A 16178-nucleotide genomic window follows, 5' to 3' on the forward strand; every position below is an offset into this window, starting at 1 on the left:
CCGCGTGGATCCATTCTTTCTATTCTACCGCATAATAAAATCGTCTGCGACGACAACAATTCCATGCGGTTCTTTTTGGCACGTTCGAACAAGTAGACTATAATAAGACCATTGGAAACAAAAGGAGTGACGCTTGAAGACCATACTTATTCTCTGCGGCGGGCGATCGACCGAACACGAAATCGCCCTGCGCAGCGCAAAATCGGTGATCAACGGCTTGGATCGCAAGGCCTATCACGTAGAAGTCTGTTATATCGACAAAGAAGGACGCTTCCTGCCTCTTGGTGCACTTACCCACATTGAACACGAAGAAGAGCTCATCCGTACCAGTGATCGCTCGCGTCCGGAAACCATCAGCGACTTTTGTCTTCTGGTCGAGCGGCTTTCTGCGGAAAGCGACACGCTGATCGTTTTTCCCGTCCTGCATGGACAAACGGGAGAAGATGGGGAAATTCAGGGCTTCTTGCAAACCTTGGGTGTACCCTACGTCGGCAATCGCCTGACCACCAGCGCGCTTTGCATGGACAAAGGCTTCGCCAATGAAGTCTTTCGCGCTTGCGGCCTGCCCCAAGCGGATTATCTGGTCTACACCCGCACACAGTGGGAAGCGGAGGGAAAGAAAAGCGATACGCTCGGAAAACGCATTGCCGATTCGTTCGGTTTTCCCTGCTTTGTCAAACCGGCCAACAACGGCTCTTCGGTCGGCGTAAGCCGTGCAACCGAAGCCACGCTTGCTGATGCCGTAGCGGAAGCCTTCCGCTTTGATCGGCGCATTGTGATCGAAGAAGAAATTCGCGGCCACGAGTTGGAAGTCTCCGTCCTCGGGAACGCACATCCGAAGGCTTCCCTCCCCGGAAGCTACACCTCAACACACGAAGTGCTGGACTACGAGGCGAAATATAACGATGCATCTACCAAAGAGAATGTACCGCATCCGCTTCCGCCGGAAATGACGCAAGCTGTACAGGAGCTTGCTTTGCAAGCCTACGAAGCTCTCGGCTGTGAAGGCTTTGCCCGTGTGGATCTGTTCCTTGGTGACGACGGCAAACTGTATCTCAATGAAATCAACACCTTCCCCGGTATGACGCCCTCCTCCCTTGCACCGAAACTGTGGACGGCGCTGACGGAGATGACGTTTAGCGACTATCTGGATGAATTGATCGCCTATGCGCTCGAATCGGAAGCGGCGCAAAATACGGTGGAAACCTCCTGGAGGCAAGCATGAAACAACAGACTTTAAGCCAAATCGCCGCCTATGCGAACGCGACACTTTCGCCCGCAGCCGATGCCAATGCACCGGTACGCGCCGTTTCCATTGATACGCGCACCCTGGATCCAGGCGATCTCTATGTGCCCATTATCGGGGAGCGTCTCGATGGACATCGGTTCATCGACATGGCTTTTGAAAAAGGTGCCGTTGCCTGCCTTCACGACGCGAAACACACGCCTTCCGTCGACGACACGCGTGCCTACCTTGCCGTGGACGACACCACCGAAGCCTTTACCCGTATGGCGGCCAACTATCGTGCGTCTCTTGCAACTACGGTCATCGGTATCACCGGATCCAACGGCAAGACGACAACGAAGGATATTGTGCATTCTGTTTTACAGCAAACCTTCCGCACCGTAAAAACCACCGGCAATTTGAACAATGAAATCGGTGTGCCGCGCACCTTGCTGCAAATTGATGAAGACACCGAAGTTGCCGTTGTTGAAATGGGCATGAGTGGATTCGGTGAAATTTCCCATTTAACGAAGATGGCTCGCCCGCACATTGCCGTCATTACGAACGTCGGCGATGTACATTTGGAGCAACTCGGATCACGCGAAAATATCGCCAAAGCCAAGCTGGAAATTCTGGAAGGCATGAAAGCGAAGGATATTTTCCTCTACAACTATGATAATGAGGTTCTCCGTAAAGCCGTTGCCGAACGCACCATTATTCCACGCGTGATTTCCTTCGGCACCGATCCCGAAGCGGATGTTCAGCTTACCTTGGATCGCACGACACCGATCAGCACCACATTTACCCTCGACGGGAAGTCCTTTACCGTCGATCTTCTGGGTGCGTATCAGATGTATAACGCTGCCGTTGCCGTCATCATCGCTCGCCTTCTCGGTCTGGATGATGACACCATCCAGGAAGGGTTGCACGTCACGGATCAGACCAAATGGCGCACCGATCTGGAACACTTTGTCGGCTTTGATATTTTGGTCGATGTCTATAAATCCAATCCGCCTTCTCTGGAAGAAGCGCTGCATACGGCAGAGCTTCTTCATGGATACAAAAAGAAAATCGCCATTTTAGGCGATATGCTCGAGCTTGGCGAACAGGAAAGTGAGTTGCATCGGGAGGTCGGCCGAAAGATCGATCCGAACGTCTTTGACGCGGTTCTCTTTTATGGGCCACTGTCCAAAGCGATGATGGAAGGCGCCGCCGAACACTTCGACGCTTCACGCCTTTTCCACTTTTCCTCCAAGCCCGATCTGGTGGACAAAGCCAAATATCTCATTTCGCGCAATTCTCTTGTGTTGATCAAAGGCTCACGCGCCATGCGACTGGAAGAAGTGGTGGAAAGTCTTTCGGGCGTCACCGTATAAGCGCTTGACTACTTGTTAAAGTAAGCCCACTACATGAAGTGCAACGCCGCTCATCGCGGAAACGATAACGATGCCGATAACACTGAGACGTTTTTTGCGATAGAGCGCAAAACCGATTACAAAACCGATGACGCCGCCGAGGCTGAGAGCGGAAAGCGTCCAACTTTCTCCAATAAAGAGCGAAGCGCTCATCATATCCAAGGCCGCAAGCCCTACCAGAGAAACAATGGCGGGTTTGAGGCCTTTTAAAATGCGATCCAGCCACGGCATTTCCTGATGACGGGTGAAAAGAAAATAACCGAGGGTCATCATCAAAATAAACTGTGGTGTCACATTGCCGAGTGTCGCTACAATTGCACCGGGGATGCCGGCCACTTTGGTGCCGATAAACGTCGCGGCATTGATGGCGATAGGGCCGGGCGTCATCTGCGAAAGTGAAACAAGATCGGTCAGTCCAGCGGTGGAAAGCCATCCCTGCTCATGCACGACATACTGGGAAATGAGCGGTAAAACCGCATAGCCGCCGCCAAAAGCAAAAGCACCAATTTGTAGAAAAACGAGATAAAGCGTCCACAGGGTCATCGGATCCTCGATTCATCGACAAAAGAAAACAGTAAGAGCCCGAACAGGCCCGAAACGGCAATGATGAGGGCGGCATTCAGATGAAGAAAAAAGCCGGAAATAAAAGCGCCCAGCATGATTCCGGATCCGAAAGCGGGATGTTGTTTTAAGGCGACCTTGCCCATATTCCATGTGGTCAACAGCAAAACGGCCGAGATCGCTCCGCCCATGACCGAGAAGGCGGCATTCACCCAAGGATTGGTGCGCAAAGACTGATACACGTAAAATAACAGCGTGATGACCAAAAGGCATGGCAAAGTGGCCGCCAGAAGTGCCACCACTGCCCCGACAGGTCCGCAAAGACGATAGCCGGTAAGAATGGAGGTGTTCACCGCCATCGGCCCCGGTCCGGACTGAGCAAGAGCCGTTAAATCCAACATTTCCTCTTCTTCAATAAGTTTCTTATTGCGCACAAATTCATCGCGAATGACCGGCACAATGGTATAGCCGCCGCCAAACGTGAAAAGATTGATCTTGAAAAACGTCAAAAACAACGTCCACAGAGAAAGTGCTCCGGTGGGCGTTCTTTTCTTGTGTTCCGTTTGATGATTTTGTTCCCCTTGATCGGTCGGGAATGGCCTCTGTTCGGTCATACCTTCTCCTTCGATACGTTATGACAACAAACGGTGTGCTTCCAGCAGCGAAAGAATCGTCTCGACACCGTCCGAAAAAACAAAGCTGCGTTGTCTGCGCTGAATCTCGTCCCGATGATTCATGAGCTCATTCACCGCCGTTAAAAACTCCTCAGGCGTTGCCTCGCGTTCATCGAGCACTTTGGCATAACCGGCACGCTCAAATTCCCGCGCATTTTCCACCTGATCACCACGACTTCCCTTCCAGTACGGGATGAGCAACATGGGCTTATGGTAATAGAGATATTCAAAAATCGCATTGGAACCGGCACGCGAAACCACAATATCCGCCATGGCCAGAGCATCATTCATGCCGGCCTTAATATAATCTACCTGGTGATATCCCGGGCGTTCAATCGCCGAATCGCCCTTGTTCGCACCAACGCCATGTAAAATTTCAAAGCGTTCCAAAAGCGGATCAAGGCTCTCCCATACCAAATTGTTGAGCGCCTCCGCGCCCAGAGAACCACCCAAAATCAACAAAATCGGCTTGTTGGATTGAATGCCGAAACGAATGCGCCCCTCTCTTGCCGATCCGCCTTTGAGCTGCGGACGAATGACCGGACCGAGATAAAATGCCTTCTTTGCCGGCACCTGCGATGCCGTCGCTTCGAAGGTCAGGAGTATGCGCTTTACAAACGGAGCTGTCATCTTATTCGCCAGACCGGGACTTAAATCGGATTCGTGGCTGATCACCGGAATGTGGCGCATCTTAGCGGCCATAACAACGGGAACAGAAACAAATCCGCCTTTGGAAAAGACGATGTGCGGCGCAATCTGTTTTAACAGCCGGCGTGCCTCACGTATGCCGGAAATCACGTGACCCATATCCCGCACATTGGTGACGACACTTTCCAGAGAGAGATAGCGACGCAATTTTCCGGTCGGAACGGCATGGTAACGAACTTCCGGGTAATCCGCAAGCAAACTCTTCTCGATTCCGTCTTCAGAACCGATATAATGCACTTCCCATCCCTCTTCTTTAAGACGGGGAAGAAGCGCCAAATTTACTACAACATGACCGGCGGATCCCCCGCCGGTCAGTACGATACGTTTTTCCATCATCCGCGCGTTTTCTTCTCAATGCGATCGCTGCCGAAATACGGACGAAGCGCATCCGGGATAGTGATGGAGCCGTCGGCATTCTGATAATTTTCCGCCACGGCCGCCCACGTGCGACCGACCGCCAGACCGGAGCCATTGAGCGTGTGTACAAAACGGACATTGCCCTGTGCATCGCGGAACCGGATGTTGGCACGACGCGCCTGGTAGTCTTCAAAGTTAGAGCAGGAAGAAATCTCGACATAGCGCTGATAACTCGGCATCCAGACTTCAATATCGTAGGTTTTGGCCGAAGAAAAGCCGAGGTCGCCGGACGATAGCGTCACCACACGATACGGAAGCTCCAGACGCTTGAGCACTTCTTCCGCATCATTGGTCAATTTTTCCAGCTCCTCGTAGCTTCCTTCCGGATGAACAAATTTCACCAGCTCCACCTTGTCAAACTGATGCTGTCGAATGATCCCACGCGTGTCGCGTCCGGCAGAGCCGGCTTCCCGACGGAAGCAGGGCGTAAACGCCGTCATGTACTGCGGTAAGTCCTTTTCATCCAAAATCTCATCGCGATAAATATTGGTTACCGGCACTTCCGCCGTCGGAATGAGAAAGAGATCGTCCTCGTTGCAATGATACATATCTTCTTCAAACTTCGGCAGCTGACCCGTTCCTGTCATTGAAGCGCGATTGACAAGATACGGTGGCGCAATTTCAAGATAATCCTGATCAATGGTGTGCAAGTCCAGCATGAAGTTATAAATGGAACGCTCCAGACGAGCGCCTTGGCCTTTCATGATGGTAAAACGGGCGCCGGAGAGTTTGGCCCCGCGATCAAAGTCCAATAGAGACAGATCGGTGCCCAAATCCCAGTGCGGCTTAGGATCAAAATCAAACGCTGTCGGTTCGGAAAAATGGCGCATCTCCACGTTTTCGGTATCATCCTTACCAAAGGGAACCGATTCATGCGGCACATTCGGAATGGAAAGCAGCTCCATGCGCAAATCTTCTTCGATCACACGCAACTTCTCGTCATCCGCTTTAATGTCATCGCCCAGAACGCGCATACGTTCAATGGTTGCAGACACATCTTCTCCCGCCTTTTTACGCAGAGGAATCTCCTTTGACACCTGATTGCGTTCAGCCTTTTTCGCTTCGACTTCGCTCAATATTGCACGGCGTTCATCATCCAACTGCAAGGCCTTTTCCACCGAAAATGATCCCGAGCGTCCGGCCAGACCTTTTTCGACCTTTTCCCGCTCTTCTCGGATACGCTTGATGTCTAACATGAGTTCCTCCTCATTCTTCTGCAGCGCCACGCTGCCGTTTTCTGCCTTATTATAGCACGGAACCTCCGGCCGTTTTCCCTACCCGCCGGTTCCGTCCGAGTTCATTCGTTAACGTTCGCGTTTTCGAAGCACCCGATCTTTGACCGACTGCGGCAATCCTGCCGAAACCACCTGAATCGGACAATCTACATAGGGATTGTTTTCCAATCCTTTTTTCATCATCTCGATGGTGATCACTTCATTGGCTTCAATGAAGGCGCCGTACGGTCTTCCCGTGTCCGCATCCAGCCCCGAAGGCATATCCACCGAAATGGTGTAAATGCGGGATTGGTTGATATTGTCCATCACAATGGGCGCAACGCCCTTCACCGCACCATGAAGCCCCGTTCCATACATGGCGTCAATGATGGTGTTGTAGACGTTCATTTCCTTGAGCATATCTTCAATTTCCCCCAGCGTCTCCACGCGACGCACATTTTGGGTCATGTGCCGGAGGATGCGCAGATTGATCGTCCAGGCTTCGCCCGGATGCTCGCTTTCCCCTATTAAATAGACCATGACTTTCTTTTCTCGACCGATGAGATGACGTGCCAGCGCCAAGCCATCCGCTCCGTTATTTCCGGGGCCGCAAAAAACGGCAAACGAATGACGTGTATTCAAGTCCAGACAACGCAAAATGCTCAGCGCAGCATTTTCCACCAGAAGCACTTCCGGGATTTCCAATTGTTTGATGGCGATTTGTTCCATCTCTCGCATTTCTTCCACATGCACGCTTTGCATAGGCGCCTCCTTTCTCATTGTTTGCGCAAATCGCTGCCGAAAAGCGCAAAGGGAACATATTCCCCGGCAATACGCGATGCAATGCGCTCGCCGTACAGATCCCCTAATTCCTCCAGCTGAACGTTGGACGAAATAATCGTGGGCAGTGCCGCTACAATGCGGGCGTTAATCAATTCAAACAATTCCGCACGCATTTTATCCGTTAGAAACTCCGTACCGAGATCGTCGATCACCAACAAATCGCACGAAAAAGCGAAATCGTGTTTCGCGCGATCGCTTTCGGTACGTTCCCCTGCGTAGGAAAAGGAATAGGTCGTCAGAAATTCCAAAAGTTGCGGAGCCGTCCGATAATATACCTGTACACCGCGATCCAGAAGCTCTTTCACGATGCAATTGATAAGAAATGTCTTTCCGGTTCCGGTCGGCCCATAAAAATAGAGATTCGGTGAACGCCTGGAAAAGGTCGGAATGTATTCTTCCTTCATACGTCGATGCAAATCCGCCATGTTTTCGAACGGACTGCAAGGTTCGTTGGGCTGTCGATCCTGACGGAAGAGAAGGAGATTAAACGTCTTAAAATTCTCAATTTCCACCCGCTTGCCGATGGCGCTCATGTCGTATCGTGCTTCCGCCAACAGACGATTGCGGCAATGACAGGAAACCCCATTCACAAATCCTTCATCGTGACAATCAGAGCAGACGTAATCCGGCAAAAATGCATTGGGTGAAACACCCAGCGCTTCCCAGCCGGCACGCTCTTCTTCTCTTTGGCGGCGCAGGTCGTCCTCGGCTTCTTTGCGCTCTTCTTCGTTCATCGACAGCATTTTGCCCAGCAAGACACGCCCTTTTTGCAGACGTTCCTGATGCAGGCGTGCCATTTCCGGATGCGCAGCAAAGAGGGCTTCCACACGACGATCACGCTTTTGCACGGCCTCTTGACGGCGTTTTGCTAAAATGTCGCTGACATTGGTCATGCTTCCCCTCCTTCGGATTTATCGGAAAGCTCTTCTGTGGAAAGCGGTAATGTCTTCTCGCTTGCTCCGCCGTCTCCGCGAAGGCTGCGTTTACGCGATTCCTCTAATTTTCGGTTCACCCATTCCTTACGTTCTTCCCGAGTCATCCGGTTATCCTTTTGCGCGAAGGCTGCCTGTTTGCGCTTCCGCCTGGTCGGCCGGGACGTTTTTTCGCGATCCGCTTTGGCAAAATAGGCGTCCAGCGCTTCGCGATCGGTAATCTGTTCAAAACGCGCCCAGTTCTCGATGACCGCCACGACATAGTTTACCGAACGGGAGCCGACTTCATTTCGTTGACAGGCGCTTTGATAGGCATACAAAAAATAGTCGGGGGTGAAGGCGTAATGTTCCATCACCTGCAAAATGAGGCGCAATTCATTTTCTTTCAAGGCAACGTGGTAACGAAGTCCTTCCGAAAGGAACTCTTCCAGCGCATCAAACATTTCCGCCTGGGAAAGCCCGTTTCCGGAAGCCGAGACTTTTTGCGGCTCAGCGCTTTGTTGCTCTGTGCTTACCCCATTTTCGTTTTTCGCTGTCGTTTGCTCTCCACTTTGCCGTCCATCGATTGAGGGAGCGTCGCTTTTTGAAAGATTCGTCGTAGATGCAGTCGGCATCGGTTCGCCAATTCCCGCCCATAGAAGGAGCATGGAACGGAAGGTCAGTCGGTCGGGATGATCCGGATCAACAACGACCAGTCCTTCGTTCACCCAATATGCCACCGCATCCTTGACCGCTTCAGCGCTCATTCCCAACAAGTCCGCAAGATCGGTTTCTTCCACGTGCTCATTCGATCGACTGTAACAGGCTTTCCAGCCGGCAAGATAGACTCGCAAAGCGTCCGCCGGAGCATGGGAAAGATACGTGTCTAAAAAAATATTTTCTACCGGCGTCGTGCGAAAATCCACACGCGACAGTTCAAATGACGCTTTCATCCTGCTCCTTTCTTTCGACCAAGCGAAGGTTTGTATTCACGAGCAATGATTTTTCACAAGCAAGGGCTTCTTCTCGCAAGCAGGAGTGTTTCTCACGAGAAACGGCTTCGTCTCGCGAGCAAGGGTTGCCTCTCACGAGCAATAATTGCCCCCTATGCAGTGGGATCGTCCTCTCGATTCAGATCTTTGAATCGCGTGAGATAATCCTCAAAGTACAGTTCAACTTCTCCTGTCGGCCCGTTGCGGTGCTTGGCAATAATCACCTTGGTAATATTGGGCCGTTCGGTGTCTTTGTCGTAATAGTCTTCACGATGCAGAAGCATGACCACGTCCGCATCCTGCTCAATCGCGCCGGATTCTCGCAAATCGCTCATTAAAGGGCGACCCCCTTCACGACTTTCCGCTTTTCGGGAAAGCTGAGAAAGGGCAAGCACCGGGCAGTTCATCTCTTTTGCCAGGCCTTTCAAACCGCGCGAAATCTGAGTGATTTCCTGCTGCCGATTTTCGTTTCGCCGCACATTGTCGGCATTCATCAGCTGCAAATAGTCAACCATGATTAGATCCAAGCCCTGTTCCATTTTTAAACGACGGCATTTGGCGCGCAATTCCTGCACGGAAATGGACGATGTATCATCAATGTAAATTGGCAATTTTGCAAGCTTTTCCGTCGCGTCCCAAAGCAGTGACCATTCCTCATCCGTCTGCAGATCACCGGTGATGATCTTTTGCAGACCAAGGCCGGAAGCCATGGCAAACAAACGCTGCGTCAGCTGCATTTTGCTCATCTCAAGCGAGAACACGGCCACCTTGAACGGATGGTTGCCTTCTTTATCCTCTGTACGCGCCACGTTGTACGCGATGTTTAAGCCGAGAGCCGTTTTTCCCATGGAAGGACGAGCGGCAAGCAAAACCAGATCGGAAGGGTGCAGACCTGCCAACTGATGATCCAGCCATCGAAAACCGGTCGGCACGCCGGTAATCGTTCCCTGATTCACGGCCAAATCGGAAATACGCGCGAGTGTCTCTTGCATGGTCACGGCAATCGGTGTCAAGCCGATGCGGGTGCGATCCTGCGAAAGCTGCAGAAGCTGCTCCTCGGCAGACTCCAATACCATTTTGGATGGATCGCTGCCATCGCTTGCATGTGCAGCAACATCGTTTCCAAAATGAATGAGGGCGCGTTGCAGGGCATGATTTTTCACCAAATCGATGTATGCCTGCAGATTAGCGGAATAGAACGGTTCACTCGTAATCTGAACGATGAAGTCCATCCCGCCGATTTCTTTTAACTTTTTTTCGCGTTCCAGTTCGGCGACGAGCGTTTGCAAATCAATGGGCTCATGGGCGCGGTTTAGCGCAAGCATCGCGTCATAAAGAATTTGATGCTTGGGAAAATAAAAATCTTCGGTTTTTACCTGTTCAATGACGGTATTGATCATCTTGTCATCGAACAGGATGCTTCCCAATACCGCTCGTTCGGCATTGGCGCTTCCCGGCAATTGTTGGCCCGTCATGTTTCTATTCCTCTTCTACATTCACCTTGAGGCGTGCCGTCATGTCGGCATAAACGCGGACATCGACTTCACGCACACCAACTTCACGAATGGATTCTTTGAGCTCAATCTTCTTCTTGTCGATGGAAAGGCCCGCTTGCTTCTGCAGGGCATCAGCAATGTCCTGTCCGGTGATGGAGCCGAACAGCTTGCCGTTTCCGCCTCCTTTTGCCGAGACGGTTACCGTCAGATCGTCAATCTTTTTCTTCAATTCCTCCGCTTCGGCTTTGCGCTGGGCTTCCTCTTCTTCCAGGCGCTTCTGTTTGGCTTTCCATTGCTTGACGGCCGCCGGTGTCGCTTCAATGGCAAGGCCGTTGGCTGCTAAAAAGTTGTGAAAATAGCCCGGTTTGCTGTTCACCAGATCCCCGGCTTTTCCCAATCCCTTGACGTCTTTAAGCAGGATTACTCTCATCCTTTTCCTCCTTTAAATAGGCGTTAATCGCCTCTTCCAATTGTCTCTGTGCCTCATCCAATGACCCGTTGAGCTGTGTTGCCGCCGAAGTCAGATGTCCGCCTCCGCCCAATTTCTCCATGATCAGCTGCACGGAGATATCACCCAGGCTGCGAGCGGAAATGTGTACACGTTGCTTTGCGAGTGTCAGCACGAACGACGCTTTTACCCCCCGAATGCCCAGAAGATCATCCGCCGCCTGTGAAGCGATGAGCGTAGAACCTTCGATGTCGTGCGGAAAACGGCCGATCATCATGTCCTGAGCAAAATGGGTTGCCCCGACCAGAATCTCGGAACGATAGCGCATCAAATCAAAGTCATCTTTAAAGAGCTCTTTGATCACAACGGAATCCGCCCCTCTGGCTTTCAGATAGGCTGCCGCCTCAAAAGTCCGGGTTCCAGTCTGATAAAAGAAATTCTTGGTGTCCACAGTAATGCCGGCCAGCAGCGCTTCAGCTGCCACTTTCGGCAGCGCCATATCGCTATCCTGATAGCTGATCAGCTCCGTCACCATTTCGGAGGTCGACGAGGCATACGGCTCAATATAAGCTATTTCGGCACCTTGGATATACCCCGCACCACGGCGATGGTGATCGATAATGATGACGCGATTGCCTTCATCCAACAGCTTCGGTTCCGCTGTGGCGTCGTGACGATGATTGTCCAGCACCACAATGAGCGATTGCTCGTTGCGCAATTCGACCGCACGTTGCGGGCGAATGATACGCTTGGCAAGATCCGGTGCTTCGTTCATGACCTTGTTGTACAGATTTTCAATGGACGCGGTGACCTCATCCAACACAATCCAAGCATCGCCGCCCGCCTGTTCCGCAAAGGTGAGCATGCCGAGGCAGGCACCGAGAGAATCCATGTCAGCATTCTGATGGCCCATGATGAGGACGTTTGACGCTTCTTCCACGAAAGAGCGCATGGTATTGGACATCACGCGCGCCTTGACCTTGGTCATGCGCTGCGTAGCCTGATTCTTTCCGCCATAATAATCGAGCTGTTCGCCGGATTTGAGCACTGCCTGATCACCTCCACGGGCAAGAGCAATATCCAAGGCAGATCGCGCTTCCAGCATCTTTTTTGCGGGGGTATCCTGCCCGTAACCTACGCCTATAGAAGCAGTAGGACGAATGTTGGTGAGACCTTCCATCTCGGTCTTTAACTGCTCCAACAGCCGGAATCTCTCTATTTTCATTCGATCCAGCGCGGCCTGTGTGCATACCAACAGATACCGGTCGGATTCGTATTTGATGACGGTTGCATCATAGTCCGCCGCAAAACGGTTAACCAGTCCGTCTATTTTCGCAAAGGCGAGGGGCCGATCCGCTTCATGCATCGTTGCGCGCACTTCATCGTAATTATCCAAGACCACCACAGCCAACACCTGTTGTTCTTCATGGTAGCGTTCGCGCACTTCTTCATCATCGCTGTTATCAATGCCGTAAAGCAGGATCAGCGCTTCTCCTTTTTGGGAGCTCGTTACACTATTGTAAAACAGATAAATGCGATCCCCGACGGTCACGCGAAAGGGCTCAGCATTCTTTCCGGTTAGAATCTTGACGGGAACGTCTGCAAACAACTTGTCGTAACTTTGTCCAAGAAGCGAATCCTGAATATGAAACAGCTTCTTAAAATACGAGTTATACCACAGAAAAAGGCCACGTTCATCCAATACCGTCATCGGGAAAGGCATACCGAAGACCGCATTTTTCGTCACTTCATCAAAATGCAGGTCCAGCGTTTCAATGGCATTCACAACAGAACGCTGTGCTTCTCGCTCGCGAATATAGCTGTGGGCACTTAAAAAAACGGTACCGACAACGCCCGCCACACCGGCATAGGCATTCCAAAGAAAAAGGCCAACCGTCATGAACAGGCCGATAAGCGTCACGACCAATACCTCGGTCCAAAGTCGTTGTTGTGCGTTTTCGGAAGAGTAATCGCTATTCATGGTTGCCTCCTTCGGTGGTCGTATTGCGCTCATAGAGAAAGCTCAGCAAGAAGCCGACAAGGACGAAGAAAAAGGTTAAAAACACGAAAATGAACGACGACAGATAAAGAATAACCCGCAACGCCTTAGGCACGTGCCGCCGCGAAAGCTGTTCGTCTATGCGCGCAATACCATGGAGAGCATAGAGAACCATTACACCGAGCCCAATGTTAGCGCCCAAGTAGGCCAGAGACTCGACCGTCAAGGACAGTCCCATCGCGATGGCCACCATGCCCAACAGGATACCGCTGATCTTTCGTGTGATCTGAAACTTGACAAGGGAAAAGCGCACCACGTCCTCTTCTGTATGGGAAAGCACGAGATGGGAGAAAATGGACGTCACTATCGCAGTAACCAGGCCCTCGATAAAGAGAAATGCCGGCAACATATTCAGCATGGTGGCAAAAATCTGTCGTATAAGCACTTCCGACCCGGCAGGCAAATTGCCCTGCTGCTGGGCAAGTTCGAGAATCTGCTGCGTGACAATCTGCATTTCTTCGCGCAAAATAGCCATCACGTCCTGCCCGGTCATCCACTGCTGAACAAAAAGAAGCAACACACTTAAAGCGGCAAATAGAAGCGCCGGAAATACAATTTCGTGAAATAGGGCTGCATTCCTTTTGATCATCATGCCGATGATGAAGGAAATGACCAGAAGATGTAAGGCCATGGAAACGCCGACTTCGATGCCAAATAACGCCGCAATCGCAGCTACACTGAGCACACCGGCCGCACCCGCCCAATATATGCCCTGAACGACAAACAACGTCGTCAACGGAAAATAGAGCAAAAGACGCACGGCGCCCACAGACTGGGCGGAAATGTAATAGATAAAGACGGTGAGCGCGGCTGCAAACAACGCATTAACCGGCGCCGTCCATTTTTTCATATCGAATGTCATGTCTTCTCCTTCCTCTCCTATTTTAACATAGTAGGAAGAAGGCAAGGTGATGGGATGACTTTTCTTCTCCACTTTCTGCCTTTTGTTTTCTGCTTTCTGCTTTCTGTTTTCTGCTTTCTGCATTTTCCGCAGGCAAATGGCGCGGGACTTGATTTCCAATTGCATTGTTTCCCTGGCCCTGGCTAGCGAGGTTTTCGGCCATTTACCAGGGGTGATGGACACTGCGCGACCCTGGCAACGTTCGATATTGCACTTTTGTCAGGGTTGCCGACCCTGATGACTTTCCATATTATGTGTTTATCAGGGTTGCCGACCCTGATGTCTTTCCATTTCTACTGTTTACCAGGGGCGAGGAGCGCTACGTGACCCTGGCTACCGAGGCTCTCGGCCATTTGCCAGGGGCGAAGGGCTCTGCGCGACCCTGGCAACATTCGATATTGCGCTTTTGTCAGGGCCACCGACCCTGACGACTTTCCATTTCAGGCATTCATCAGGGGCGATGGGACCCTGTCAACGTTCGATATTGCACTTTTGTCAGAGTTGCCGACCCTGACGACTTTCCATTTCGGTCATTCATCAGGGGCAATGGGACCCTGTCAACATTGGGTATTGCACTTTTGTCAGGGGCGCTGCCCCTGACGACTTTCCGTATTATGCGCTTATCAGGGTAGCTGCCCCTGATGTCTTTCCATTTCGACTGTTTGCCAGGGGCGAGGAGCGCTACGCGACCCTGGCTGGCGAGGTTCTCGACCGTTTGCCAGGGGCGAAGGGCTCTGCGCGACCCTGGCAGCGTTCGATATTACGCTTATGTCAGGGCCACCGAGGCTCTCGGCTATTTGCCAGGACTCCACGGAACAAAGCACGGCGGGCACTGCCTATACTATACGCAATCTAAACATCATAAGGGCCTGCAACCGCTTAGCAGCACGCACCTTCACTGGACATAACGTCCCTCCTCAGGATAAAACCCATGCCTCAGAATAAATCCTTGCCTCAGAATAAAATCTTGTCTCAGAATAAAGCATCCTATCTCAGGACAAAGCATCTTAATTCAACAAAAAACGCCCTCAACCCGTTCCGGGTTGAGGGCGTTTCATGCACACTGCAATATTGTGCTTATTTATCCTCGTAAGGAATAAGGGCAATGTGACGGGCGCGTTTTACGGCGGTGGTCACATCGCGCTGATGCTTAGCACAAGTGCCGGTAATGCGACGGGGAAGAATTTTTCCCGCTTCGCTGATAAACTCTTTTACGGCATCGACATCTTTATAGTCGAGCACGCGTTCTTTGTCTTTGCAGAAAATGCAGACCTTCTTATGCGGTCTGAACTTGCGTTGGGCCATATCGTCCTCCCTGATGCGTTTCGTTAGAAGGGAATGCGCTCATCATCCACAGGGCTGAAGTTGGCATCGAAAAAGTCGTCGCCGCCATCGCTATTTGCGGGCGATGCCGCCTGATTGTTTTTCGGGAAATTGTTGGCGCCGGAAGCACGGGAAGCATCCCCACCGCCGAAACCGTCACGATCTTTCCAATCAATAAATTCAACCGCATTGGCAACCACATCCGTGGTATAACGGCGTGAACCGTCCTGTGCCTCGTAGGAGCCTGTCTGCAGACGTCCTTCAACGATGACCCGTTTGCCTTTTGCCGTGAAATTATTGACCGTTTCCGCCAATTTGCCCCAGCACACGCAGTTAATGAAGTCTGCGGTGGGCTGATTGCGTGATTCCATCTCTTGTTTCTTTTCGCGGGACAGTTTTTTGTCCACGGCCACTGAAAAGCGAACCATGGCATTTCCTGTCGTATTGTTGTAAGTCAACTCGGGGTCACGGGTTAAGCGCCCCATAATCGTCACTTGATTCATCGGTTACCTCCTAAAAGAACTAAGCCTCTTTCTTTACAGTAAGGTAGCGAAGGACTTGATCCAAAATGCGTGCGCGACGTTCCACTTCAGCAACAACGGACGGATCGGCCTCATAATTGAGGACGTAATAGTAACCGTCTTTGTTGTAATGGATCTCGTACGCCAGCTTTCTGGTGCCCCAATCATCGATTTCACCGACGGTACCGTTTTGGCTGATGGCGTCCTTAAGACGATCGAGCACTTGATTGCGCTCTTCTTCTTCCAAACCGGCCTTCAGGATGAGGACCATTTCGTACTGATTCATGCGTTTCACCTCCCTCTGGATTTCGCCCCGCTTTTTAACGGAGCAGAGATTACGACCATGCGCGAACACGCCGCGCCTGCGTCACCCGCTTATTATACCAAAATCATGCGGAAGTGCAACTCCAAAACGGCATCGCTACCTTCTTTTGCCGTTCGTGCATGCTCCGGCGCTCACGTGACCGATG

The 16178-nt window shown here is 51.6% G+C and carries 16 protein-coding genes; 2 read left to right on the top strand and 14 right to left on the bottom strand.

Translation table 11 applies throughout. The features are described 5' to 3' along the window. Positions 1-133 precede the first annotated feature (133 nt). Positions 134-1225 (top strand): D-alanine--D-alanine ligase family protein, encoded by a 1092-nt coding sequence (locus BN3910_RS04595; RefSeq protein WP_066924807.1) that lies wholly within the window; start codon positions 134-136, stop codon positions 1223-1225. After that, the gene (locus BN3910_RS04600; protein ID WP_066924810.1) at positions 1222-2601 is read left to right on the top strand and encodes a UDP-N-acetylmuramoyl-tripeptide--D-alanyl-D-alanine ligase; all 1380 of its coding nucleotides are present in this window, start codon (positions 1222-1224) and stop codon (positions 2599-2601) included. The genes BN3910_RS04595 and BN3910_RS04600 overlap by 4 nt, the downstream gene beginning before the upstream one ends. A gap of 15 nt (positions 2602-2616) precedes the next feature. Here the strand turns inward: BN3910_RS04600 and BN3910_RS04605 are convergent, their stop codons facing one another. From BN3910_RS04605 to rpsF, 14 genes are all read right to left on the bottom strand, one after another. Continuing rightward, positions 2617-3183, bottom strand: a complete 567-nt coding sequence (locus BN3910_RS04605; protein WP_066924812.1) for a chromate transporter — start codon at positions 3181-3183, stop codon at positions 2617-2619. Further along, positions 3180-3815, bottom strand: coding sequence for a chromate transporter (locus BN3910_RS04610; RefSeq protein WP_082790305.1), 636 nt, complete (start codon positions 3813-3815; stop codon positions 3180-3182). The genes BN3910_RS04605 and BN3910_RS04610 overlap by 4 nt, the downstream gene beginning before the upstream one ends. Before the next feature lie 18 nt (positions 3816-3833). Further along, a complete protein-coding gene (locus BN3910_RS04615; RefSeq protein WP_066924814.1) occupies positions 3834-4919 on the bottom strand; it encodes an undecaprenyldiphospho-muramoylpentapeptide beta-N-acetylglucosaminyltransferase in 1086 nt (361 codons plus the stop codon). Further along, positions 4916-6196 (bottom strand): serine--tRNA ligase, encoded by a 1281-nt coding sequence (gene serS / locus BN3910_RS04620; RefSeq protein WP_066924816.1) that lies wholly within the window; start codon positions 6194-6196, stop codon positions 4916-4918. The genes BN3910_RS04615 and serS overlap by 4 nt, the downstream gene beginning before the upstream one ends. Positions 6197-6304: 108 nt before the next feature. Next, positions 6305-6976 (bottom strand): NAD(P)H-hydrate epimerase, encoded by a 672-nt coding sequence (locus BN3910_RS04625; RefSeq protein WP_066924818.1) that lies wholly within the window; start codon positions 6974-6976, stop codon positions 6305-6307. 14 nt (positions 6977-6990) lie between these two features. Beyond that, positions 6991-7950, bottom strand: a complete 960-nt coding sequence (locus BN3910_RS04630; protein WP_066924820.1) for an ATP-binding protein — start codon at positions 7948-7950, stop codon at positions 6991-6993. Continuing rightward, entirely contained in the window at positions 7947-8921 is a 975-nt protein-coding gene (locus tag BN3910_RS04635) for a DnaD domain-containing protein (protein ID WP_066924822.1), read from the bottom strand. Before BN3910_RS04635 ends, BN3910_RS04630 begins: the two co-directional genes overlap by 4 nt. A gap of 152 nt (positions 8922-9073) precedes the next feature. Further along, positions 9074-10435 carry a replicative DNA helicase gene (gene dnaB / locus BN3910_RS04640; protein WP_066924824.1) on the bottom strand — a complete coding sequence of 454 codons (1362 nt, stop codon included), beginning with the start codon at positions 10433-10435 and terminating at the stop codon, positions 9074-9076. A gap of 4 nt (positions 10436-10439) precedes the next feature. Next, entirely contained in the window at positions 10440-10886 is a 447-nt protein-coding gene (gene rplI, locus BN3910_RS04645; protein ID WP_066924826.1) for a 50S ribosomal protein L9, read from the bottom strand. Continuing rightward, positions 10867-12885: a DHH family phosphoesterase gene (locus BN3910_RS04650; RefSeq protein WP_066924828.1), complete on the bottom strand. Its 2019-nt coding sequence runs from the start codon at positions 12883-12885 to the stop codon at positions 10867-10869. Before BN3910_RS04650 ends, rplI begins: the two co-directional genes overlap by 20 nt. After that, positions 12878-13825, bottom strand: coding sequence for a DUF2232 domain-containing protein (locus BN3910_RS04655; RefSeq protein WP_148417325.1), 948 nt, complete (start codon positions 13823-13825; stop codon positions 12878-12880). The genes BN3910_RS04650 and BN3910_RS04655 overlap by 8 nt, the downstream gene beginning before the upstream one ends. Before the next feature lie 1116 nt (positions 13826-14941). Next, positions 14942-15169 carry a 30S ribosomal protein S18 gene (gene rpsR, locus BN3910_RS04660; protein WP_066924832.1) on the bottom strand — a complete coding sequence of 76 codons (228 nt, stop codon included), beginning with the start codon at positions 15167-15169 and terminating at the stop codon, positions 14942-14944. 23 nt (positions 15170-15192) lie between these two features. Continuing rightward, a complete protein-coding gene (locus tag BN3910_RS04665; RefSeq protein WP_066924834.1) occupies positions 15193-15690 on the bottom strand; it encodes a single-stranded DNA-binding protein in 498 nt (165 codons plus the stop codon). 19 nt (positions 15691-15709) lie between these two features. After that, the gene (gene rpsF, locus BN3910_RS04670; RefSeq protein ID WP_066924836.1) at positions 15710-15994 is read right to left on the bottom strand and encodes a 30S ribosomal protein S6; all 285 of its coding nucleotides are present in this window, start codon (positions 15992-15994) and stop codon (positions 15710-15712) included. Positions 15995-16178: the final 184 nt, after the last annotated feature.

The sequence above is a fragment of the Murdochiella massiliensis genome (genome assembly GCF_900059565.1).
Lineage (GTDB): Bacteria > Bacillota > Clostridia > Tissierellales > Peptoniphilaceae > Murdochiella > Murdochiella massiliensis.